This is a genomic window from Streptomyces globisporus C-1027, from assembly GCF_000261345.2.
GTDB classification, from domain to species: domain Bacteria; phylum Actinomycetota; class Actinomycetes; order Streptomycetales; family Streptomycetaceae; genus Streptomyces; species Streptomyces pakalii.
In genome coordinates this window covers 2,008,174-2,030,431 of record NZ_CP013738.1, presented here as the reverse complement: position 1 = coordinate 2,030,431, position 22,258 = coordinate 2,008,174, and the positions used below count along the sequence as shown (strand labels likewise).

Here is a 22,258-nt window from a genome sequence, read left to right as displayed (position 1 = left end):
GGCCGACTGATGGCTGTCCACACCAGCCAGTCGGTGGTGAAGGCCGCGGGCGAGAACACCGCCCGCGGCCGGAGCCGCGGTACTGGCACCCCACCGCCGACCCCCGGCCGCCTCCGGCGCGCCCTGTCGGTCCACTGGTACGCCTGGGCCATGGTCGCCCCGGTCGTCGTCGTGATCGGCGTGATCATCGGTTATCCGCTGGTCCGCGGCATCTACCTCTCGATGACCGACGCCGACGAGCGCAACGTCGCCCGCTCCATCGGGGTCAACGAGATCCCCGCCACCTACGAGTTCGTCGGCGCCGACAACTACGTCGACGCCCTGACCGGCTCGCAGTTCCTCGGCACGCTCGGCTGGACACTGGTGTGGACGGTCTCCTGCGTGAGCATCACGTTCGCCCTCGGCATGGCCCTGGCGAACATCCTCAACCGCCGTATCGCCGGACGCTCCGCCTACCGCATGGCCCTCATCCTGCCCTGGGCCATCCCCGGCTTCGTCTCCGTCTTCGCCTGGCGCTTCCTCTACAACGAGGAGCGCGGCCTGCTCAACAAGGTCCTCGGCGGCGCCGGCATCGACGCCGTCCCGTGGCTGAACGACCCGACCTGGGCCAAGTTCGCGGTCATCGCCGTCAACGTCTGGCTCGGCATCCCGTTCATGATGGTCGCCCTCCTCGGCGGACTCCAGTCCATCCCCTCCGAGCAGTACGAGGCGGCCGAGATGGACGGCGCGACCGCCTGGCAGCGCTTCCGCCACATCACGCTGCCCGGACTGCGCCCGGTCTCCACCACGGTGATCCTGCTCTCCACCATCTGGACCTTCAACATGTTCCCGGTGATCTTCCTGCTGACCCGCGGCGGACCCGGTGAGGCGACCCAGATCCTGGTGACCCAGGCGTACAAGTTCTCCTTCGAGATCAGCCCGCGCGACTACGCGCAGTCCTCCACGTGGGGCGTGCTGATCCTCGTCCTCCTGATGGTCTTCGCCGTCGTCTACCGGCGGGTCCTGCGCTCCCAGGGAGACAACTGGTGACCACCGCGACCGACACCCCCGCCCGGCACGCCGCCGTACGCAAGGTCCGCCTGCGCGGCGAGCGCTCCCCGCTCGCCTCCGTGGCCCTGCACCTCACCCTGATCGTCGCCTCGGTGATCGCGGTCTTCCCGGTGCTGTGGGTCCTGCTGACCTCGCTCAAGCCCGCCAAGTACGCGACCACCACGGACTTCTTCCGCGAGACGACGTTTCTCAACTACACGAACCTCATCCGCGACACCGAGTTCCTCAACTGGTTCGCCAACTCCGTCATCATCTCCGCGCTCTCCACCGTGATCGGCGTCTTCGTCGCCGCCACCACCGGATACGCCGTCAGCCGCTTCCGCTTCCCCGGCAAGCGCGGGCTGATGTGGACGCTGCTGATCACCCAGATGTTCCCGGTCGCCGTCCTCATCGTGCCGATCTACAACATCATGTCGACCCTCGGGCTGCTCAACCAGCCGACCGGTCTCGTCATCACCTACCTCACCATCTCGGTGCCGTTCTGCGCCTGGATGATGAAGGGCTTCTTCGACACCATCCCGCGCGAGATCGACGAGTCGGGCGAGGTCGACGGCCTCACCCCCTTCGGCACCTTCTGGCGGCTCATCCTGCCGCTGGCCAAGCCGGGCCTCGCCGTCACCGCGTTCTACTCCTTCATCACCGCCTGGGGTGAGGTCGCCTACGCCTCCGCCTTCCTGGTCGGCGACGAGAACCTCACGCTGGCCGGCGGACTCCAGAAGTTCGTCAACCAGTACGGAGCCCAGTGGGGCCCCATGACCGCGGCCTCCGTCCTCATCGCCATCCCGGCCGCCCTGGTGTTCCTCTTCGCCCAGAAGCACCTGGTCACCGGCATGTCCGCCGGAGCCGTCAAGGGCTGACACCACCAGGACGCCCAGCACCCGCCCGCACCACCGCACCCGTCACGGCGGCGTCGGAAAACCCCGACCCGGTCACCGGCGCCGCTCCCCACCCAGACACCCCAGGGACGACATGACCCAGCACCTCGCTGCCCCCTCCACCGGCACGTCCGACGACGCCCCGGGCCACCGCACCGGCTGGTGGCAGGACGCGGTGATCTACCAGGTCTATCCGCGGAGCTTCGCCGACGGCAACGGCGACGGCATGGGCGACCTCCCCGGCGTCACCGCTCGCCTGCCCCACCTCAAGGACCTGGGCGTCGACGCGGTGTGGCTCTCCCCGTTCTACGCTTCCCCGCAGGCCGACGCGGGCTACGACGTCTCCGACTACCGGGCCATCGACCCCATGTTCGGCAACCTGCTGGACGCCGACGCGCTGATCCGCGAGGCGCACGGCCTGGGCCTGCGCGTCATCGTCGACCTGGTCCCCAACCACTCCTCCGACCAGCACGAGTGGTTCAAGCGCGCCCTGGCCGAAGGCCCCGGCTCCGCCCTGCGCGAGCGCTACCACTTCCGCCCCGGCAAGGGCGCGAACGGCGAACTCCCGCCCAACGACTGGGAGTCCATCTTCGGCGGCCCCGCCTGGACCCGTACGGTGAACCCGGACGGCACCCCCGGCGACTGGTACCTCCACCTCTTCGCCCCCGAGCAGCCCGACTTCAACTGGGAACACCCGGCCGTCGCCGACGAGTTCCGCTCCATCCTGCGCTTCTGGCTCGACATGGGCGTCGACGGCTTCCGCGTCGACGTCGCCCACGGCCTCGTCAAGGCCGAGGGGCTGCCCGACCTCGGCACCCACGACCAGCTCAAGCTGCTCGGCAACGACGTCATGCCGTTCTTCGACCAGGACGGCGTGCACGCCATCTACCGCAGCTGGCGCACCATCCTCGACGAGTACCCCGGCGAGCGCATCGCCGTGGCCGAGGCGTGGACCCCGACCGTCGAGCGCACCGCCAACTACGTGCGCCCCGACGAGATGCACCAGGCGTTCAACTTCCAGTACCTGTCCACCGCCTGGGACGCCGCCGAGCTCCGCAAGGTCATCGACTCCTCGCTCGACGCCATGCGCCCGGTCGGCGCCCCCACCACCTGGGTGCTCTCCAACCACGACGTCACCCGGCACGCCACCCGGTACGCCAACCCGTCCGGCCTCGGCACCCAGATCCGCACCCCCGGCGACCGCGAACTGGGCCTGCGCCGCGCCCGCGCCGCCTCCCTGCTGATGCTCGCCCTGCCCGGCTCCGCCTACGTCTACCAGGGCGAGGAGCTCGGCCTGCCCGACGTCACCGACCTGCCCGACGAGGCCCGCCAGGACCCGTCGTTCTTCCGCGCCGAGGGCCAGGACGGCTTCCGCGACGGCTGCCGCGTCCCGATCCCCTGGACCCGCGAGGGCACCAGTTACGGCTTCGGCGACGGCGGCAGCTGGCTCCCGCAGCCCGTCGGCTGGGGCGAGCTGTCCGTCGAGGCGCAGACCGGCGTGGCGGGCTCCACCCTGGAGCTGTACCGGGCCGCCATCGCCGCCCGCCGCGACCACCCGGGCCTCGGCGCGGGCACCGACGTCGAGTGGCTGGAGGGCCCCGAGGGCGTCCTCGTCTTCGCCCGCCCCGGCTTCGTCTGCACCGTCAACACCACCGGCGCCCCCGTCCGGATCGCCGCCCGCGGCCGGGTGCTGCTCGCCAGCTCCCCGGTCACCGTGGACGGCGCCGAGGCCGAGCTGCCCGCCGACACCACGGTGTGGTGGACGGTGTGACACTCCCCGCGCCCAGGACCACCGCCACGCCCCGCCTCTCCGACATCGCCGGACAGGCGGCGGTCAGCGAGGCGACGGTCAGCCGGGTCCTGAACGGGAAGCAGGGCGTCGCGGACTCCACCCGTCAGCGGGTGCTCGCGGCGCTCGACATCCTGGGCTACGAACGCCCCGTGCGGCTGCGGCAGCGCAGCGCCGGACTGATCGGCCTGGTGACGCCCGAACTCACCAACCCGATCTTCCCGGCGTTCGCGCAGTCCGTCGAACAGGTGCTGGCCGGGCACGGCTACACCCCCGTGCTCTGCACCCAGCTCCCGGGCGGGGCCACCGAGGACGAACTCGTCGAGCAGCTCGTCGAGCGCGGCGTCGGCGGCATCGTCTTCCTGTCCGGGCTGCACGCGGACACCTCCGCCGACCCGGGACGGTATGCCGCGCTCACCGAGCGCGGCGTGCCGTTCGTCCTGATCAACGGCTACAACGAGCGCATCAGCGCCCCGTTCGTCTCGCCCGATGACAACGCTGCCGTACGGATGGCCCTCCAGCACCTCGCCGACCTCGGCCACCGCCGGATCGGCCTGGCGATCGGCCCGCAGCGCTACGTCCCCTCCCGCCGCAAGCGGGACGGGTTCGTCGAGGCGGCCGTCTCCGTGCTCGGCATGGACCGGTCCGAGGCCGAACCGCTCGTCTGCTCCACCCTGTTCAGCGTCGAGGGCGGCCAGGTGGCGGCGGGCGCCCTGCTGGACGCGGGCTGCACCGGCATCGTCTGCGGCAGCGACCTGATGGCGCTGGGCGTGGTCCGCGCCGCCCGGGGGAGGGGGCTCGACGTGCCGCGCGACGTCTCGGTCGTCGGCTTCGACGACTCGCAGCTCATCGCGTTCACCGACCCGCCGCTGACCACCGTGCGCCAGCCCGTGCAGGCGATGGCGGCGGCCGCGGTGGGGGCGCTGCTGGAGGAGATCGGCGGGAGCCCGGTGCAGCGCACGGAGTACGTCTTCCAGCCGGAGCTGGTGGTACGGGGCTCGACTGCGGCGGTACGCGCGTAGGGCGGGTCCGGCGGGACCGAGCGGGACACGCACAGGAGAGGCACCAGGAGTCGGCCCAGGAAGGGCCGGCGGGGAGTTTCAGCGACTCCGGGTGCCTCTCTTGTCGTGACCGGCCCGGCCGGCCGGGCGCGTGGAGTCCGGAACCCCTCCCTGCGGACGGGCCCGGAACCCTCGGCCGACCGGACCGGAGTCGAAGGCAACGTAACAGGCCCGCAATCTCTTGCGAAAGACCTTGCAACGAGAAACCGCGAAGAAAAATGGCTTGTTTCGTGGATGTGAGCGCAGCGTGTCCAAAGGGTTGACCGGTGCCTGGCGGCCTCGTACGGTCTGGTCCGCAGCAAGGTTTGCATTCTTGCAGCAAGAACCTTCAGGAGCCTTGAGGGCATGGCGCGTTGCCGACTGAGGCTGCACCGTCACCCGCGTTTCCCCCACCCGCAGGAGGAAAGACATGGCACGCAGACCACTGTCTGCCGCGCTCGCCCTCGTGGCCGGCGCCGCCGCCCTCGTCGTCCCCACCGGATTCGGCGCCGCGTCCCCCGCGCAGGCCGCCGCTCCGGGCGACAAGGACGTCACCGCCGTGATGTTCGAGTGGAAGTTCGTCTCCATAGCCAAGGCCTGCACGGACACCCTCGGTCCGGCGGGCTACGGCTACGTCCAGGTCTCGCCGCCCCAGGAGCACATCCAGGGCGGCCAGTGGTGGACCTCCTACCAGCCCGTCAGCTACAGGATCGCCGGGCGGCTCGGTGACCGGGCGGCCTTCTCCGCCATGGTCAACACGTGTCACTCGGCGGGCGTGAAGGTCGTCGCCGACTCTGTCATCAACCACATGGCGGCGGGCAACGGCACCGGCACCGGCGGCTCCGCGTACACCAAGTACGACTACCCGGGCCTCTACTCCGGCGCCGACCTGGACGACTGCCGCTCCCAGATCACCAACTACAACGACCGCGGCAACGTCCAGAACTGCGAGCTGGTCGGCCTCGCCGACCTGGACACCGGCGAGGACTACGTACGCGGCAAGATCGCCGGGTACCTCAACGACCTGCTCTCGCTCGGCGTGGACGGCTTCCGCATCGACGCCGCGAAGCACATGCCCGCCGCCGACCTGGCCAACATCAAGTCCCGGCTGACCAACCCGAACGTCTACTGGAAGCAGGAGGCGATCTTCGGGGCGGGCGAGGCCGTCTCGCCCTCCGAATACCTCGGCACCGGGGACGTCCAGGAGTTCCGGTACGGGCGGAGCCTCAAGCAGGTCTTCCTCAACGAGAACCTCGCCCACCTGAAGAACTTCGGCGAGGGCTGGGGCTTCATGGAGTCCGGCAAGTCCGGCGTCTTCGTCGACAACCACGACACCGAGCGGAACGGCGAGACCCTCAACTACAAGAACGGCTCCGCCTACACGCTCGCCAACGTCTTCATGCTGGCCTACCCCTACGGCTCCCCGGACGTCCACTCCGGCTACGAGTTCAGCGACCACGACGCCGGGCCGCCCGGCGGCGGCCAGGTCAACGCCTGCTACAGCGACGGCTGGAAGTGCCAGCACGCCTGGCGCGAGATCTCCTCCATGGTCGGTTTCCGCAACGCGGCGCGCGGCCAGTCCGTCACCAACTGGTGGGACAACGGCGGCGACCAGATCGCCTTCGGCCGGGGCAGCAAGGCGTACGTCGCCATCAACCACGAGGGCTCCGCGCTGAACCGGACCTTCCAGACCTCGCTGCCCGCCGGCGACTACTGCGACGTCCAGTCCGGCAAGGGCGTCACCGTCAACGGCTCGGGCCAGTTCACCGCCACCGTCCCGGCCGGCACCGCCGTCGCCCTGCACGCCAACGCCCGGACCTGCTCCGGGGGCGGCGGCACGAACCCCGACCCGGGCCCCGGCAACGGCTCCTCCGGCGCGTCCTTCGGCGTGAACGCCACCACCCAGCCCGGCCAGAACATCCACGTCACCGGCGACCAGGCCGCCCTCGGCAACTGGAACCCGGCGAACGCCCCCAAGCTCGACCCGGCCGCGTACCCCGTCTGGAAGCTCGACGTCGCCCTGCCCGCCGGGACCACGTTCGCCTACAAGTACGTCCGCAAGGACGCGGCCGGCAACGTCACCTGGGAGAGCGGCGCCAACCGCACCGCCACCGTCCCGGCCTCCGGGAAGGTCACGCTGACCGCCGACGTCTGGCGCGCCTGACCCGTACCCCTCGCCAACGGGCCGGTGGCATCGCCACCGGCCCGTCTCCGCACCGATCAAGCCCCGAGGAGCACCCTCCGTGTCCCGAACCACCCTCAGACGAGGGGCGGTGGCCGTCCTGTGCGCGGCGCTGCTGCCCGTCGTCCCGGCGGCCACCGCAGCCGCCTCGCCCCGGCCGCCGTCCCCGCCCTCGGACGCCAAGCTGGCCCGGGAGTCGGCCCGGCACGACCTCACGCGCGAGCAGTTCTACTTCGTGCTGCCCGACCGCTTCGCCAACGGTGACGCCTCCAACGACCGGGGCGGGCTGACCGGTTCACGTCTCGACCACGGCTACGACCCCACCGACAAGGGGTTCTACCAGGGCGGCGACCTCAAGGGCCTGACGCAGAAGCTGGATTACATCAAGGGCCTCGGCACCACCGCCATCTGGATGGCGCCGATCTTCAAGAACCGGCCCGTCCAGGGCACCGGCAAGGACGCGTCGGCGGGCTACCACGGCTACTGGATCACCGACTTCACCCAGGTCGACCCGCACTTCGGCACCAACGCCGACCTGGAGAAGCTGATCGACAAGGCCCACGCCAAGGGCATGAAGGTCTTCTTCGACGTCATCACCAACCACACCGCCGACACCGTCGACTACGCGGAGAAGGCCTACGGCTACAAGCCCAAGGGCGCCTTCCCCTACCTCGACAGGACCGGCCGCCCCTTCGACGACCGCGAGGGCGTCAAGAAGGTCGACCGGGACTCCTTCCCGTACACCCCGGTGCAGGCCCCCGGCACCGGCAAGAAGGTCCCGTCCTGGCTCAACGACCCGACCATGTACCACAACCGGGGCGACTCGACGTGGGCCGGCGAGTCCAACGAGTACGGCGACTTCTCCGGGCTCGACGACCTGTGGACCGAGCGTCCCGAGGTCGTGAAGGGCATGGAGAGGATCTACGAGAAGTGGGTCCGCGACTTCGACATCGACGGCTTCCGGATCGACACCGTCAAACACGTCGACCTGGACTTCTGGACCCAGTGGGCCACCGCGCTCGACGCCTACGCGGCCAAGCGCGGCCGGGACGACTTCTTCATGTTCGGCGAGGTCTACTCCGCCGACACCGAGGTCACCTCGCCGTACGTCACCCGGGGCCGCCTGGACTCCACGCTGGACTTCCCGTTCCAGGACGCCGCCCGGCAGTTCGCCTCCCAGGGCGCTCCCGCCGACAAACTCGCCTCGGTGTACGGGAACGACTTCCGCTACACCACCGACAAGGCCAACGCCTACGAGCAGGTCACCTTCCTCGGCAACCACGACATGGGCCGCATCGGGACCTTCCTCAAGCAGGACAACCCGAAGGCGGATGACGCCGAGCTGCTGCAGCGGGCCCGGCTCGCCAACGAGCTGATGTTCCTCGGCCGCGGCAATCCGGTGATCTACTACGGCGACGAGCAGGGCTTCACCGGCGCCGGTGGGGACAAGGACTCCCGCCAGACCCTCTTCGCCTCGAAGACCGCCGACTACCTCGACGACGACCAGCTCGGCACCGACCGCACCCACGCCTCGGACGCCTACGACACGAAGCACCCGGTCTACCGCTCCATCGCCGCGCTCTCGAAGCTCACCAAGGAGCACCCGGCGCTGCGCGACGGCACCCAGACCGAGCGGCTCGCGGACGGGTCGGTGTACGCCACCTCGCGCATCGCGACCGAGCGGCCGTACGAGTACCTCGTCGCCTCCAACAACGGCACGAGCCCGAAGAAGGTCCAGCTCGCCACCGAGTCGGCCGACATGAACTTCCGTACCCTGTACGGCGGTTCCGGCACGGTCCGCAGCGGCAAGGACAAGAAGGTCACCGTCACCGTGCCCGCCCTGTCCAGCCTGGTGCTGAAGGCGGACCGGACCGTCGGCGCCCCCGCCGCCAAGCCCGCGATCTCCCTGAAGGCCCCGGCCACCGGCGCCACCGGCACCGTCGAGATCACCGCCGACGTGGACGGCGGACAGCTCAACCGGGTCGTCTTCGCCGCCCAGGCCGGCAACGGGAAGTGGCAGACGCTCGGCACCGCCGACCACGCCCCGTACAAGGTCACCCAGCACCTCGACACGACGGTGAAGGCGGGCACCCCGCTGCGCTACAAGGCCGTCGTCGTCGACCGCACCGGCCGCACCTCCAGCGCTCTCGCCTCCACGACCGCCGGACAGGCCCCGCCGCCCGGCAAGCCCGTCGCCGTCGAGCGCGACCGGGCCGTCGTCCACTACCAGCGTCCCGACGGCGACTACGACGGCTGGCAGCTCAAGTCCGGGGAGAAGACCGCCGAGTTCATCGGCAGGACCGCCTACGGCGCGTTCGCCTGGATCGACCTGGAGAAGGGTACCGACTCCGTCCCGTACACCGTCGAGAAGAACGGCACGGCCGACGGACCGCAGCGGACCATCGACCTCGGCGTGACCGGACAGGTCTGGATCGAGCAGGACAAGGACGGGCAGCAGGCCGAGGCCCCCGAGACCCCGCCGCAGGACACCACCAAGGCCGTCCTCAACTACCACCGCCCGGACGGCGACTACGACGGCTGGGGGCTGCACACCTGGACCGGCGCCAAGGAGCCCACCGACTGGGCCAAGCCGCTGATGCCGGTGAAGAAGGACGCCTACGGGGTCGCCTTCGAGGTGCCGCTCGTGGAGGGGGCCACCAGCCTCAGCTACATCCTGCACAAGGGCGACGAGAAGGACCTGCCCAGCGACCAGTCCCTCGACCTCGCCACCTACGGCCACGAGGTCTGGATGCTCGGCGGCAAGCCCGGCTACCTCCTCCCGCAGACCGGCGGCGGCGCGGCCCCCGACCTGTCCAAGGCCGAGGCGCAGTGGATCGACGCGAACACCGTCGTCTGGAAGGTGAAGACCACCGACGCCACCAGCCAGCAGCTCGTGTACGCGAAGAAGGGCGGCATCTCCGTCGTCGACGGGGCGCTCTCCGACGAGGGTCAGTGGCTGCGGCTCCAGCAGGGTGAGCTGAGCGACGCCCAGAAGGCCAAGTTCCCCCACCTGAAGGACTATCCGGCGTTCACTGTGGACGCCCGTGACCGTGACCGTGTCCGCGAGTCCCTGCGGGGCCAGCTGATCGCGACCCAGCGTGCCGCCAACGGGGCCCTGCTCGCCGCCACCGGCGTACAGACGGCCGGAATCCTGGACGACCTGTACGGCAAGAAGGCCGCCTCCGCCGAACTCGGCCCGGTCTTCCGGGGGTCGACGCCCACCCTCTCCGTGTGGGCTCCCACCGCTCGTACCGTCTCGCTCGAACTCGACGGCCGGACCGTCCCGATGAAGCGCGACGACCGCACCGGGGTCTGGTCCGTCACCGGGAAGAAGAGCTGGCAGGGCAAGCCCTACCGGTACGCCGTGACCGTCTGGGCCCCCACCGTCCAGAAGCTGGTCACCAACAAGGTCACCGACCCCTACTCCACCGCCCTGACCGCCGACTCCGCCCGCAGCCTCGTCGTCGACCTCACCGACCCGAAGCTCGCGCCGCGCGGCTGGTCCGGCCTGAAGAAGCCCGCCGCCACCCCGCTGCGGGACGCCCAGATCCAGGAGCTGCACGTCCGGGACTTCTCGATCACGGACCGCACGGCGAAGCACCCCGGTGAGTACCGGGCCTTCACCGACACCCGCTCGCAGGGCATGCGGCACCTCAAGAAGCTCGCCGACTCCGGCACGAGCTACGTCCACCTGCTGCCCGTCTTCGACATCGGGACCGTCCCGGAGAAGAAGAAGGACCAGGCGACCCCCGACTGCGACCTGACCGCCCCCGCACCCGACTCCGAGAAGCAGCAGGAGTGCGTGAGCGAGGCCGCCGCCAAGGACGGCTTCAACTGGGGCTACGACCCGCTGCACTACACCGTCCCCGAGGGCTCCTACGCCTCCGACCCGGACGGCACCGAGCGCACGGTCGAGTTCCGCCAGATGGTCCAGGGCCTGAACGAGGCCGGGCTGCGCACGGTCATGGACGTCGTCTACAACCACACCGTCGCCTCCGGTCAGGACGACAAGTCGGTCCTCGACAGGATCGTGCCCGGCTACTACCAGCGGCTCCTGGAGGACGGCACCGTCGCCACCTCCACCTGCTGCGCCAACACCGCGCCCGAGAACACCATGATGGGCAAGCTCGTCGTGGACTCGATCGTCACCTGGGCCAAGGAGTACAAGGTCGACGGTTTCCGCTTCGACCTGATGGGCCACCACCCCAAGGACAACATCCTGGAGGTCCGCAAGGCGCTGGACCGGCTCACGCTCGCCAAGGACGGCGTCGACGGCAAGAAGATCATCCTGTACGGGGAGGGCTGGAACTTCGGCGAGATCGCGGATGACGCCCGCTTCGTCCAGGCCACCCAGAAGAACATGGCCGGCACCGGCATCGCCACCTTCTCCGACCGGGCCCGCGACGCCGTGCGCGGCGGCGGCCCGTTCGACGAGGACCCCGGCGTCCAGGGCTTCGCCTCCGGCCTCTACACCGACCCCAACTCCTCGCCCGCCAACGGCACCCGCGCCGAGCAGAAGGCCCGGCTGCTGCACTACCAGGACCTGATCAAGGTCGGCCTCACCGGCAACCTCGCCGGCTACACCTTCACCGACACCTCCGGGCGCACGGTCAAGGGCTCCGACGTCGACTACAACGGGGCGCCCGCCGGATACGCGGCCGCACCCGGCGACGCGCTCGCCTACTCCGACGCGCACGACAACGAGACCCTCTTCGACGCCCTCGCCTTCAAGCTCCCGGCCGACTCCACGGCCGCCGAGCGGGCCAGGGCCCAGGTGGTCGCCATGGGCGCCTCCGTCCTCTCCCAGGGGCCCTCGCTCTCCCAGGCGGGCACCGACCTGCTGCGCTCCAAGTCCCTGGACCGCAACTCCTACGACAGCGGCGACTGGTTCAACGCCCTGCACTGGGACTGCCGCGACGGCAACGGCTTCGGCCGGGGCCTCCCGCCCGCCGCCGACAACCGGGACAAGTGGTCGTACGCCAAGCCGCTCCTGGCCGCCACCGGCACCATCGCCCCCAAGTGCGCGCAGATCGACGGGGCTTCGGCCGCCTACCGAGACCTGCTCACCATCCGCTCCACCGAGAAGGAGTTCTCCCTGCGCACCGCGGATCAGGTGCAGTCGTCCCTGTCCTTCCCGCTTTCCGGCAAGGACGAGACCCCCGGCGTGATCACCATGCGCCTCGGCAAGCTCGTCGTCGTCCTCAACGCCGCCCCGGACACCGCGACCCAGCGGCTCGCCGCACCGGCCGGGAAGACGTACGCGCTGCACCCGGTCCAGGCCAAGGGTGCGGATCTTACGGTCAAACGAGCCAGGTACGACGGGAAATCAGCCACTTTCACCGTACCGGGACGTACGGCGGCCGTCTTCACCCTGCGCTGACCTCCCACGGCACTACGGTGACGGCAGACGTCGGCAACGGAGCCGCGACAGCCGTACCCGGTACCGTCCGGCCGGCCCCGCCCACCCCTCCGGGGGAGGACGGGGCCGGCCCGCGGCTGTCGGCCCGCCGGCGCACCCTGCCCCAGCGCGCGGACGGTGATGATGACCAAGGTGGGACACCTTCCCGAGGAGACGAGCAGCTTCGTCGGGAGGCGGGCCGAACTGGCCCGGCTGCACACCGCGCTGACCACCCGGCGGATGACCACCCTGATCGGCCCGGGCGGGGTCGGCAAGACCCGGCTCGCGCTCCGGGCCGCCCGCGCGGCCGCCGACCGTTACGCGGACGGCGTCTGGTGGGCCGACCTCTCCCCGCTCTCCGACGACCGGCTGCTGCTCCCCACCGTCTCCGACGCGGTCGGGCTCGCCGACCACACCCTGCGGATGCCCGTCGAGGCGCTCTGCGAATGGCTCGGCGACAAGCACCTCCTGCTGGTCCTCGACTCCGCCGAACACCTCCGCGGCCCCTGCTCCCACCTGCTCGCCGAGATCCTGACCACCTCGATCGGGCTGAGCGTCCTCGTCACCAGCAGGCAGCCGCTCGGCACCCGCGGCGAGTACGTCGTCGAGGTGCCGCCGCTCCCGGTGGACGGCGCGCCCGACGCCCTCCAGCTCTTCGCCGACCGGCTCCGCTCCGCCGACCCGCGGGCCGGCCTCGACGCCCCCGGGGACGAGGCGGCCGCCGCCGAGATCTGCCGCCGCCTCGAAGGCATCCCGCTCGCCATCGAACTGGCCGCCGCGGGCATCGGCCGGCACAGCGTGGCCCAGCTCGCCCACCGGATCGGCACCCGCTTCGACGCTCCGGGCCTCACCGTCGGCGCGCCCGGGGCGTACGGCTCCTCCGGCGCGGCCGGGCTCCCTGGCGGCGTCGGGGCGTCCCCGGCCCCCGGGACCTCCCGGCTCGACCTCCTCGCCGACGAGACCGCCTGGCCCCGCCGCCACCGCACCCTGCGCACCGCCATCGGCTGGTCCCACGAGCTGTGCACCCCGCTGGAGCGCCTCCTGTGGGCCCGGCTCACCCCGCTGCGCACCGACTTCGACGCGGAGGTCGCCCGCGAGGTCTGCGCCGGGGGACCGCTCACCCCCGACGGGGTGGACCGGGCGCTCCAGGGGCTCGTCGCCCAGTCCGTCGTCCAGCGCGACGGCGACCGCTACCGGATGCTCGACACGCTGCGCGAGTACGGCCGGATGTGGCTCACCGAGCTGGGCGAGGCCCGCGCCGCCGCCGACCGGCACGCGCGCAGCTTCCTCGGCCTCGCCCGCCGCGCCCACGAGGGCTGGACCGGCCCTGACCAGGTGTCCTGGTACCACAAGGTGTCCGACACCCACCTGGACCTGTGCGCCGCTCTGGAGCACCTGCTCGCCCACGACGTCGAAGGCGCCCAGGAGATGGCGGGCCGGGTCGGCTTCTTCTGGGCCTGCTGCGGCCACCTCTCCGAGGCCCGGAACTACGCTCAGCGGGCCCTGGACGCGGGCCCCGTCGAGGGACCTCACCGGACCAGGCTCCAGTGGGTCCTCGGCGTCGCGGCCCTGCTCCAGAGCGACTTCGCGACCGCCGAGAAGTACGGGGCGCTCTGCACGGCCACCGCCCTGTACGACCAGGACGACGAGGGCATGCTCGCCGCCACGTATCTCTCCGGCATCACGCAGCTGATGACCGGGGAGCCCGAGGCGGCCCTGGAGGCGGCCCGGCGCGTCCTGCGGATGACCGAGGGCGTCCCCGGGGACTCCGGCCACCGGCTGCGCTGCCGCCTCGTCACCGTCTTCGCGCTCACCGCGCTCGGCCGGCTCGACGAGTCCGAGGCGGCGGCCACCGCGCTGCGCCGGGCCTGCGAACGCGGCGGCGAGTTCTGGACCCGCACCTACGCGGACTACCAGCTCGCCCTGATCGCCCTGCTCCAGGGCCGCCCGGAGGCCTCCGCCGCGCACGCCCGGGCGATGCTCGCGGGCAAGCACCGGCTCCGCGACAGCTTCGGCATCGCGCTGGGGCTGGACCTCCTCGCCGCCGCCATCGCCGCCCAGGGCGCCGGCGCCCAGGCCGCGCGGGTCTACGGCACCGGGCACGCGTACTGGCGGATGGTCGGCCACCCCCAGCGCGGCACGCCCGAGCTGGGCCCGGTCCGCGAGCGGTGCGAACTCCAGGCGCGGGCGGCCGTCGGCGACGAGGCCTACCAGCGGGCCTTCGAGCGCGGTCAGTCGGACAACGCGGAGGTCGGCCTCGCAGCCGCCCTGCGTACCGAACTACAGCTCTGACCAGGGCCTGTGTGTCACTCGTGTCCCCGGACTACCCGCATCCACTGCCCTGTGGGTAAGGTTAGGCATACCTAAGTAGCCTCTTGGGTTCCGCTGACCCTCCCTGGAGAACTCGGATGCGTCTTTCCCGCCCCCGCGCCACGCAGCCGACCCGCGCCGAGCGTGTCCGGTCGATCCTGACCGTCGCCCACTCCATGACGGTGGTCAGCGACGGGCTGCACACCGAAGTCCGCCGCCTCGACGGCACGGGCGCGATGGGCCACATCCACCTGCACGCCCCGAACGACGGCAACCACGCGCCGAGCACCGAACGCGTCCCGGCCCGCCTGGAGTTCACGGACATCGCCGCCGCTCCCGTACGCGACCGGCTGCGCGCCCGCGTCACGGTCACCGGGCTGCTGGCCTCCCCGTACAGCACCGACACCGAGCAGTCCACCTGCATGGAGTTCGGGCAGGCCGTGCTGGAGGACGCCGAGGGGCGCGCCTTCGTCACCCTGGAGGAGCTGGAGGAGGCGGAGACCGACCCGATCGCCGCCTGCGAGGCGGGCATGCTCACCCATCTCGTGGACGACCACGCCGAACTGGTCCCGCTGCTGCTGCGCCTGGTCCACCCCCGCCCGGAGCGCGGCATGACCCGGGCCGTGCCGCTGGCGATGGACCGGTACGGCGTGACCCTGCGGCTCGAATACCCGAGCACCCACGAGGACGTCCGGCTGCCGTTCCCCCGCCCGGTCACCGAGATCGACCAGGCCGGCCCGCAGATCCACGCCCTGCTGGCCGCCGCCCGCCGCGTCTCCCACCGCAACGGCCTGCCCGCCTGAGCGGTCCTACGGCTTCGGCAGCCGCTGCGGCGGGACCGTCGGCACATCCGGGGCGAACGCGGAAAGCCGCGCCAGCAGGTCCCCGAACGGGCCGTCCGCCGGCTCCTGGGACAGCACCCGCAGCACGATGCCCGCCATCTCCTGGTCGTACGCGGCGCTGACGGCGGCCAGCGCCGCGAAGTCGTGCACCAGCTGCTTCTCCAGCTCCTCGCGCGGAATGCGCCGACCGTCCAGCCAGATCAGCGCCGTGGACTCGGCGAGCGACACCCAGGAGCGCACCACCAGCTCCAGCCGGGCGGGCGGTTCGCTCACCCCGAGGTGCGTGATGATCTGCTCGTACGCGGCCTGCCGCACCCCGTCGATCATGGCGTTCGCCGTCGAGGAGCCGGCCGCGGGCCCGCCGCGCATCAGCGCCGAGAAGCCCGGGCCGTGCTCGTCGACGAAGTCGAAGAACCGTCCCATCACCCGCAGCAGCCGCGCTCCCAGAGGCCCTTCGAGGGGCTCCAGGAAGCGGGTCGCCAACTCGTCGGCGGCCCGGCGCAGCGCCGCCTCGTACAGGCTCTGCTTCCCGGGGAAGTAGTGGTACACCAGCGGACGCGAGATGCCCGCCGCGGCGGCGATCTCGTCGATCGACACATCCTCGGGCGAGCGGCGGCTGAACAAGTCCAGCGCGACGCCGATCAGTTGCTGTCTGCGCTCGTCGACGCCCATCCTGCGCCGCACCCCGGTCGTCATGCGAACAGCCTATCCGGGGTGCGGCCGCGAAGACCCTAGAGGTCCAGGACGAGACGCCCGCCCCGGCACCGCGAGACGCAGATCAGCATCGAGTCGCCCCGCTCGTCGTCGGTCAGCAGCTCGTCCCGGTGGTCGATCTGGCCCTCCAGCACCCGCTGTTGGCAGGTCCCGCAGAACCCCTGCTCGCAGGAGTACGCCACATGGGGCAGCTCCGCGCGGACGGCGGCCAGCACCGACTGCCCGGCCGCGACCGGCACCGTACGCCCGCTGCGCCGCAGCTCCACCTCGAACGCCGCGGAGCCCTCACCGGGGCCGGCCGCGCCGCCCGTCGCGGCCGAGAACCGCTCCAGATGCAGGGTGCAGCCCTCGGGAAGTGCGGCGGTCGCGGCGGACATCAGCGGCTCGGGGCCGCAGCAGTAGACCGCCGTCCCCGGGGCGACGTCCGCCAGCGCCCCCGCCACGTCCGGGTGGCCCGCCTCGTCCTGGGCGACGACCGTGACCCGGCCCCCGTCCGCGCCCAGCTTCTCGATCTCCTCCAGGAACGGCATCGAGGCCCGCGACCGGCCCCCGTACAGCAGCCGCCACTCGGCACCCGACGCGGCGAGCGCCCGCAGCATCGGCAGGACCGGGGTGATGCCGATGCCGCCGACGACGAAGACGTACCCCGGGGCCTCGGTCAGCGGGAAGCGGTTGCGTGGTCCGCGGACCTCCACCTCCAGGCCCTCCTGGAGCTGTTCGTGCACCTCCCGCGAACCGCCCCGGCCGTCCGTCACCAGCCGGGTCGCCACTGTGTACGCCCCGGTGTCCTCCGGGGCGCCGCACAGCGAGTACTGGCGCACCAGGCCGGACGGCAGCACCAGATCCAGATGGGCGCCGGGCGACCAGGGCGGCAGGCCGGGCCCTTCCAGGCGGAGCTGGACCACTCCGTCGGCGACCTCGGTCCGCCCGGTGATCAGCAGCTTGCGGACCGCCGTCGCGCGCCGCTTCGAGTGGCCCGATACCGGCTCGGGCAGGGCGGGCAGCGGCCACAGTGGGGACCGGGCGATCCGGCGTTTCAGGGCGCGCCGGGTGAGCAGGGCGGCGCCGGAGACCAGCACGACGGTACGGAGACGGGACAGCGCCATCGGTCAGGCCCCCTTCGCCGTGGCGGATTCGGCGGCGAGGGCGGCGGGGGAGCGGGTCAGATACTCGACGGCCTGGGCCGTACTGCCTTCATGTGAAGGGTGGTAGGACCGGCTGAGGTAGCTGGGGACCGAGCGCAGGATCGCGCCGGTGCTCGGCAGCGTGCCCTGCTTGCCGCTCGCGTGGAACGCCTTGAAGGAGGCCTTGCCGTCCAGCAGCGTGGGGTCGTTCTCCATGAAGAACCGGGTGCCGCGCTGCCAGAGGAACACCAGCGCGGAGAACGCCGCAGCCCAGGTGCGCACGCGCCGCCGGTAGCCGCCGTCCACATGCATGAAGACGTCGAAGGCCACCGACCGGTGCTCCACCTCCTCGGCCCCGTGCCAGCGCAGCAGGTCCAGCATGGTCGGGTCCGCGCCCTTGCGGTCCAGGGCCTCGGCGTTGAGGATCCAGTCGCCGAGGAACGCGGTGTAGTGCTCGATCGCCGCGATCGTCGCCACCCGCTCCATCAGCCACCACTTCGACGCCCGCCCCGGCGGCAGCGTCCGGTCCCCGAGCAGCTTCTCGAAGAACCAGTCGACCTGCGCGGTGTACGGGGTCGGGTCGAGGCCCAACTCCCGCAGATGCGGCAGCACATCGTCGTGCGCCTGCGAGTGCACGGCCTCCTGCCCGATGAACCCGATGACGTCCTCGCGGAGCTGGTCGTCGTGGATGTACGGGAGGATCTGCCGGTAGACGTGGATGAACCAGCGTTCCCCGGCCGGGAGCAGCAGATGGAGCACGTTGATGGTGTGCGTGGTGAACGGGTCGCCCGGCACCCAGTGCAGGGGGGTCTTCTCCCAGGCGAAGGACACCTTGCGGGCCTTGAGGGGCGTCCGCTCCGACGCGACCGCCGCTGGCTGCGTGTTAGACATACTGTCAATGTACTGACGGGTATGCGGGCGGACCAGAGGCGTGCAGGGATTCTCCCAGCGGCTCCGCGGGGTGTCGCGCGATGATCGCTGTATGACAGAACCTGTGCAGGCCCGCTCCTTCGACGCCATCGCCGCCGCCTACGACGCCCACCGTCCCTCCTACCCGCCCGCGCTGTTCGACGCGATCGAGGAGCTGGCCGGAATCCCGCTCGCCGGGGCCCGGGTCGCGGACGTCGGCGCGGGCACGGGGCTCGGCACGGCCCGGCTGCACGAGCGCGGGGCCCGGGTCACCGCGGTGGAGCCGGGCGACGGGATGGCCGAGCAGTTCGCCCGGAGCCTGCCGCACGTGCCCCTGGTCCGGGGCGACGGGAACAACCTGCCGCTGCGGACCGGTTCGATGGACCTGATCACGTACGCCCAGGCCTGGCACTGGACCGACCGCGCCCGCTCGATCCCCGAGGCCCGCCGGGTGCTGCGGCCGGGCGGGGCGCTCGCCCTGTGGTGGAACGACGGCGACCCGGCCGTGGAGTGGCTGGCGGACCAGGAGAACCGGATGCGGGTCTTCTTCGGCGTGGACATCCCGGTCGTCCCCGGCGTGAGGGCCCGCTACCGGGCCGTGCTGCCCGACGGGCTCGACTACCGCACCCGGCAGGTTGCGTGGAGCCGCCGCGTACCGGTCGACGTCCATATCGCCAACATGGCCACCCACTCCGACTTCCTGATCGGCGACCCGGTGGCGGTCCGCGACTTCTTCGACCGTGAACGGGCCCTGCTGGCCGCTCTGTTCCCGGACGGCGAGGTCGAAGAGGCGTATCTCGTGAGTCTTGCCGTAGCCCACCCGTAGCCCCGCTTCCGGGTGCAGGATGGCCCGATGGTGACACAACCGGAATGGCGAGACATGAGGCGCGGCGGGGCAACGGCCCTTGTCCTGGCGGGATTTCTGCTCGTGGCCGGGTGCAGCGCGGAACCGGCCGACGACAACGGCGGCCGGGAGCGGCCCACGCCGAAGCCGGCCGCGACGGGCACGCTGGAGGAGCTGGCGAAGAAGGCCGGCTGCGCCCCGAACGTGCAGACCGACGCGGCCGAGCTTCGGCAGGCGAACTGCGAGGCCGATGAGGGGCGTTACGTCCTCACCACCTTCGCCACCGACCGCGGGCAGCGGGAGTGGATCAACGAGGCCAAGGACTACGGCGGCTCGTACCTCGTCGGACGGCGGTGGGTGGCCGTCGGTGAACCGGAGGTGATCGCGGCGCTGCGCGGCCGGCTCGGGGGGACGGTGGAGACCGCCTCGCCTCACCACCCGGGGGACAGTGGCGGAGGGGGGAGCGAGGACGGGCACTCCGGTCACCACCCGGGCTGACCGAGCAGGTTCACGGGGGCCGCACGCGCCGCGTCAGCGGCAGCGGCGGCCGTCGTTGATGCACCGCACCATCTTGTTCATCAGCCGGTCGTCGAAGACGTTGATGAAGTCACCATGATCGGTGATCGGCTTGTGCAACTGCTCGGGGAACGAGTCCACGGCGAAGCCGGGCCCCGGCGGAACGTCGTAGACGATGCGCTGCACCAGCTGCGGCACCGCCCGGAACCCGTTCGGGCACCGGCCGTTCTCCTGCGCGAACGCCACATGGGTGCGGTGGTTGGCGCTGTCGGTGTTCTGCCCGTCCCAGCAGTTCTGGAAGGCGAACGTCCGCACCACCTGACTGCCCTCGGGGCAGATCGGGTACTTGTCCGTCAACTGACGGTCCTCGAATCCGGTGCAGCTCCACGAGGCGTTGGCGTTGGCGTCGCCGTTGGTGAACGCCTTCGCGTCGCCGGTGATGATCCGCAGGAAGCGCGGCATCGCGGTGACCCGGCCGACGGGCGAGCCGACGAACTTCAGCGTCACCTGCGACGGGGTCTGGATCTCCCCGACGTTCTGGTCCCGGCCGCCGCCGTCCGCGTCCACGTCGTCCTCGTTCTGTCCGTTCTGCAGACGCAGGACCGGCCAGTAGTAGGTGGAGCGGTCGCCCTGGTTGCGGCAGGTGGTCGCGCCGTTCGCCAGATCGTCGTCGCTCGCGAAGGCGTCGTTGGCCTGGTTGCCGATGTAATCGTGCATATGGTGCGCGCCGTTGCTCACGCCGGGCGCGACGATGACGTTGTCCGGGTTGAATTTCCCGTTCTCATTACGGCCGCAGTCGGTGGTGAAGGTGCCCCGGGACGCGCCGCGGCGCTGGCGGGGCCGGTCGACGTTGGGTTGCACGGACTGGATATCGACGAAATCGGCGGCCACGGGCCCGTTGCCGCCCTGGCCCTGGTCCTGCCCGGGGTCCTGCCCCTGGCCCCCGTCCTGGCCCTGGTCCTGGCCCTGGCCATCGTCCTGGCCACCGTCACCGCCGCCGTTGCCGCGGCCGCCGCCGTTTCCGCCGCGGCTGTCGTCGGCGCGCAGGCTGCATCCGGCGAGGCTCTCCAGCCCCGCCGGCCGCTCGCCAGCGCGTCCGATCGCGATGCCGATACGGTCGAGGCTCGCCGTCCGCTTGCTGCGCAACGGGCCGAGCACGGCGTTCTCCGCCAGCCCGGGATCCCGGGCTATCTGCTCCTTCCGGTCCGCGAACTGCCGGTAGGCGTCGGTGATCTGGGTATCCATCGCCGCGAGTTCGCGGTCGACCTCCCCGCGTGCCTCGTCCGGCACCTGGGGCAGTCCGTTGACGGCTTCGGGACAGTCGATGGTGGACAGCTGGCGGCCGGCGTTCTGCGTCCGGGTGGGCGGAGAGGAACCGGACGGTCCTTCTCCCGCGGAGGCGTAGACATTGACCGCGACCAGACCGCCTCCCCCCAGGATCAGGGCTGCGGAGGCGGCGATGGCCCGGTTGGCCAGCGTGGAACGTTTCTTGCGCGATGTGCGTCGCATGGGACTCCTCGTGCTTCGAGGGAGAAGCGTGACGTCCCATACGGACGGGAGGCCCGGCCCGTTCAGCTCATCCCCCGACTAGCCTGCGATAGCCGCCAGTTGCTCGTCCACGGGGGCTCCGGTGAGCCGGTTGGCCAGGGTCGACAGGGTGTACGCGCCGATGCCCAGCACCACTTCCAGGGCGTTCTGCTCGGTGTAGCCGTACGCGAGGAAGTCCCGCAGGTCCGCGTCGTCCACCGCGCCCGCCGAGGCCAGCACCGCCAGGGTGAACCGCCGTACAGTGTCCAGACGTTCGTCCGGCAGCGGAGCCTCCATACCGTCGCGCAGGGCGGCGATCAGCGCCGGGTCGGCGTCCAGGGCGGTCAGCTTCGCGGTGTGCATCGCGACGCAGACATGGCAGTCGTTGCGGGTGGCCATCGTCATGATGACGACCTCGCGGGAGAGCGGGTCCAGCGTGCAGGCATCGAAGATCGCGCTGATCTTCAGGAAGCCGTCCAGGGCGTGGGGCGAGGCCGCGAGCCGGGCGACGGCGGCGGGGCGGTAGCCGAGGCGCTCCGTCACCGCCTCCATGGCGCGCCGCGATGCGGGTGGGGCGGTGGCGGGGGTGAGATCGGCAAAGGGCATGGGGAACCTCTCAGGGAGATAGGGTCGACAACATGGTTGACGAAAAAAAGGTAAACCAGGTTGTCGAGTCCCGCAACGGCTTCGAACTGCCACTGCTCCTCTTCGCCGGCTTCCGCTCGATCATCGACGCCCTGCACCGTGACCTCGCCGAGCGCGGACACCCCGAGACCCGGCCCGCGTACGGCTTCGCCCTCCAGGCGGTGGGGCGCGACGGCGCGGCCATCAGTGACATCGGGCGACGCCTCGGGGTCTCCAAGCAGGCCGCCGGGAAGACCGTCGAGAAGCTGGAGGGGCTCGGTTACGTGGAGCGCACCCCGGACCCCGCCGACGGCCGGCGCACCCTGATCCGCCTCACCCCGCACGGCGTCGACCTGCTGGCCCGGTCCGCCGAGGGCTTCGACCGGCTGCGGGCGGACTGGGCCCGGACGCTCGGCGAGGAACGGCTGGCCGCCCTGGAGCAGGACCTCCGCACGATGGCCCCGGGCGGCGCGTTCCGGCTGGACGCGGCGGGCTGGTTCACAGGCTGAACGCC

The 22,258-nt window shown here is 71.4% G+C and carries 16 protein-coding genes; 11 read left to right on the top strand and 5 right to left on the bottom strand.

Annotated elements, in window-relative coordinates; genetic code table 11:
* Nucleotides 1-9: 9 nt before the first annotated feature.
* The 8 genes from WQO_RS08915 (at nt 10) to WQO_RS08880 (ending at nt 15,447) form a co-directional block, all read left to right on the top strand.
* Nucleotides 10-1,029, top strand: coding sequence for a carbohydrate ABC transporter permease (locus WQO_RS08915; protein ID WP_058953923.1), 1,020 nt, complete (start codon nt 10-12; stop codon nt 1,027-1,029).
* Nucleotides 1,026-1,907 (top strand): sugar ABC transporter permease, encoded by an 882-nt coding sequence (locus WQO_RS08910; protein WP_010057700.1) that lies wholly within the window; start codon nt 1,026-1,028, stop codon nt 1,905-1,907. Before WQO_RS08915 ends, WQO_RS08910 begins: the two co-directional genes overlap by 4 nt.
* A 112-nt stretch (nt 1,908-2,019) precedes the next feature.
* The gene (locus WQO_RS08905) at nt 2,020-3,696 is read left to right on the top strand and encodes a glycoside hydrolase family 13 protein (RefSeq protein ID WP_010057702.1); all 1,677 of its coding nucleotides are present in this window, start codon (nt 2,020-2,022) and stop codon (nt 3,694-3,696) included.
* On the top strand, nt 3,681-4,736 hold the full coding sequence (locus tag WQO_RS08900; protein WP_010057704.1) for a LacI family DNA-binding transcriptional regulator: 1,056 nt from the start codon (nt 3,681-3,683) through the stop codon (nt 4,734-4,736). Before WQO_RS08905 ends, WQO_RS08900 begins: the two co-directional genes overlap by 16 nt.
* A 448-nt stretch (nt 4,737-5,184) precedes the next feature.
* Entirely contained in the window at nt 5,185-6,918 is a 1,734-nt protein-coding gene (locus tag WQO_RS08895) for a carbohydrate-binding module family 20 domain-containing protein (protein ID WP_010057706.1), read from the top strand.
* A gap of 79 nt (nt 6,919-6,997) precedes the next feature.
* Nucleotides 6,998-12,316, top strand: coding sequence for a pullulanase-type alpha-1,6-glucosidase (gene pulA / locus WQO_RS08890; protein WP_029182012.1), 5,319 nt, complete (start codon nt 6,998-7,000; stop codon nt 12,314-12,316).
* 159 nt (nt 12,317-12,475) lie between these two features.
* Nucleotides 12,476-14,626 carry an ATP-binding protein gene (locus tag WQO_RS08885; RefSeq protein WP_058953922.1) on the top strand — a complete coding sequence of 717 codons (2,151 nt, stop codon included), beginning with the start codon at nt 12,476-12,478 and terminating at the stop codon, nt 14,624-14,626.
* A gap of 116 nt (nt 14,627-14,742) precedes the next feature.
* The gene (locus WQO_RS08880; protein WP_010057709.1) at nt 14,743-15,447 is read left to right on the top strand and encodes a DUF2470 domain-containing protein; all 705 of its coding nucleotides are present in this window, start codon (nt 14,743-14,745) and stop codon (nt 15,445-15,447) included.
* A gap of 6 nt (nt 15,448-15,453) precedes the next feature.
* Here the strand turns inward: WQO_RS08880 and WQO_RS08875 are convergent, their stop codons facing one another.
* The 3 genes from WQO_RS08875 to WQO_RS08865 are packed head-to-tail and all read right to left on the bottom strand — an operon-like array spanning nt 15,454 to nt 18,215.
* A complete protein-coding gene (locus tag WQO_RS08875; RefSeq protein WP_010057710.1) occupies nt 15,454-16,182 on the bottom strand; it encodes a TetR/AcrR family transcriptional regulator in 729 nt (242 codons plus the stop codon).
* A gap of 35 nt (nt 16,183-16,217) precedes the next feature.
* Complete coding sequence (locus WQO_RS08870; protein ID WP_010057711.1) at nt 16,218-17,306, bottom strand: PDR/VanB family oxidoreductase; 1,089 nt, start codon at nt 17,304-17,306, stop codon at nt 16,218-16,220.
* Nucleotides 17,307-17,309: 3 nt separating this feature from the next.
* Nucleotides 17,310-18,215, bottom strand: coding sequence for a metal-dependent hydrolase (locus tag WQO_RS08865; RefSeq protein WP_010057712.1), 906 nt, complete (start codon nt 18,213-18,215; stop codon nt 17,310-17,312).
* Between the two features lie 91 nt (nt 18,216-18,306).
* Between WQO_RS08865 and WQO_RS08860 the strand changes: the two genes are divergently transcribed.
* Together WQO_RS08860 and WQO_RS08855 are read left to right on the top strand one after the other, a co-directional pair.
* Nucleotides 18,307-19,059, top strand: a complete 753-nt coding sequence (locus tag WQO_RS08860) for a class I SAM-dependent methyltransferase (protein WP_029182014.1) — start codon at nt 18,307-18,309, stop codon at nt 19,057-19,059.
* 27 nt (nt 19,060-19,086) lie between these two features.
* Nucleotides 19,087-19,575, top strand: a complete 489-nt coding sequence (locus tag WQO_RS08855; protein WP_029182015.1) for a hypothetical protein — start codon at nt 19,087-19,089, stop codon at nt 19,573-19,575.
* 33 nt (nt 19,576-19,608) lie between these two features.
* On the opposite strand, the gene WQO_RS08850 is transcribed toward WQO_RS08855, so the two are convergent.
* Nucleotides 19,609-21,102, bottom strand: coding sequence for a DUF1996 domain-containing protein (locus tag WQO_RS08850; protein WP_058953921.1), 1,494 nt, complete (start codon nt 21,100-21,102; stop codon nt 19,609-19,611).
* 78 nt (nt 21,103-21,180) lie between these two features.
* On the bottom strand, nt 21,181-21,726 hold the full coding sequence (locus WQO_RS08845) for a carboxymuconolactone decarboxylase family protein (protein ID WP_029182016.1): 546 nt from the start codon (nt 21,724-21,726) through the stop codon (nt 21,181-21,183).
* A gap of 32 nt (nt 21,727-21,758) precedes the next feature.
* On the opposite strand from WQO_RS08845, the gene WQO_RS08840 reads away from it, so the two are divergent.
* The gene (locus WQO_RS08840; RefSeq protein ID WP_010057720.1) at nt 21,759-22,253 is read left to right on the top strand and encodes a MarR family winged helix-turn-helix transcriptional regulator; all 495 of its coding nucleotides are present in this window, start codon (nt 21,759-21,761) and stop codon (nt 22,251-22,253) included.
* Nucleotides 22,254-22,258 lie beyond the last annotated feature (5 nt).

Bases quoted from the DNA above. Each gene is read 5' to 3' on its own strand.
- WQO_RS08915 (WP_058953923.1), top strand. From the start codon at position 10: ATGGCTGTCCACACCAGCCAGTCGGTGGTGAAGGCCGCGGGCGAGAAC.
- WQO_RS08905 (WP_010057702.1), top strand. From the start codon at position 2,020: ATGACCCAGCACCTCGCTGCCCCCTCCACCGGCACGTCCGACGACGCC.
- WQO_RS08895 (WP_010057706.1), top strand. From the start codon at position 5,185: ATGGCACGCAGACCACTGTCTGCCGCGCTCGCCCTCGTGGCCGGCGCC.
- WQO_RS08885 (WP_058953922.1), top strand. From the start codon at position 12,476: ATGATGACCAAGGTGGGACACCTTCCCGAGGAGACGAGCAGCTTCGTC.
- WQO_RS08880 (WP_010057709.1), top strand. From the start codon at position 14,743: ATGCGTCTTTCCCGCCCCCGCGCCACGCAGCCGACCCGCGCCGAGCGT.
- WQO_RS08875 (WP_010057710.1), bottom strand. From the start codon at position 16,182: ATGACGACCGGGGTGCGGCGCAGGATGGGCGTCGACGAGCGCAGACAG.
- WQO_RS08870 (WP_010057711.1), bottom strand. From the start codon at position 17,306: ATGGCGCTGTCCCGTCTCCGTACCGTCGTGCTGGTCTCCGGCGCCGCC.
- WQO_RS08865 (WP_010057712.1), bottom strand. From the start codon at position 18,215: ATGTCTAACACGCAGCCAGCGGCGGTCGCGTCGGAGCGGACGCCCCTC.
- WQO_RS08860 (WP_029182014.1), top strand. From the start codon at position 18,307: ATGACAGAACCTGTGCAGGCCCGCTCCTTCGACGCCATCGCCGCCGCC.
- WQO_RS08855 (WP_029182015.1), top strand. From the start codon at position 19,087: ATGGTGACACAACCGGAATGGCGAGACATGAGGCGCGGCGGGGCAACG.
- WQO_RS08850 (WP_058953921.1), bottom strand. From the start codon at position 21,102: ATGCGACGCACATCGCGCAAGAAACGTTCCACGCTGGCCAACCGGGCC.
- WQO_RS08845 (WP_029182016.1), bottom strand. From the start codon at position 21,726: ATGCCCTTTGCCGATCTCACCCCCGCCACCGCCCCACCCGCATCGCGG.
- WQO_RS08840 (WP_010057720.1), top strand. From the start codon at position 21,759: ATGGTTGACGAAAAAAAGGTAAACCAGGTTGTCGAGTCCCGCAACGGC.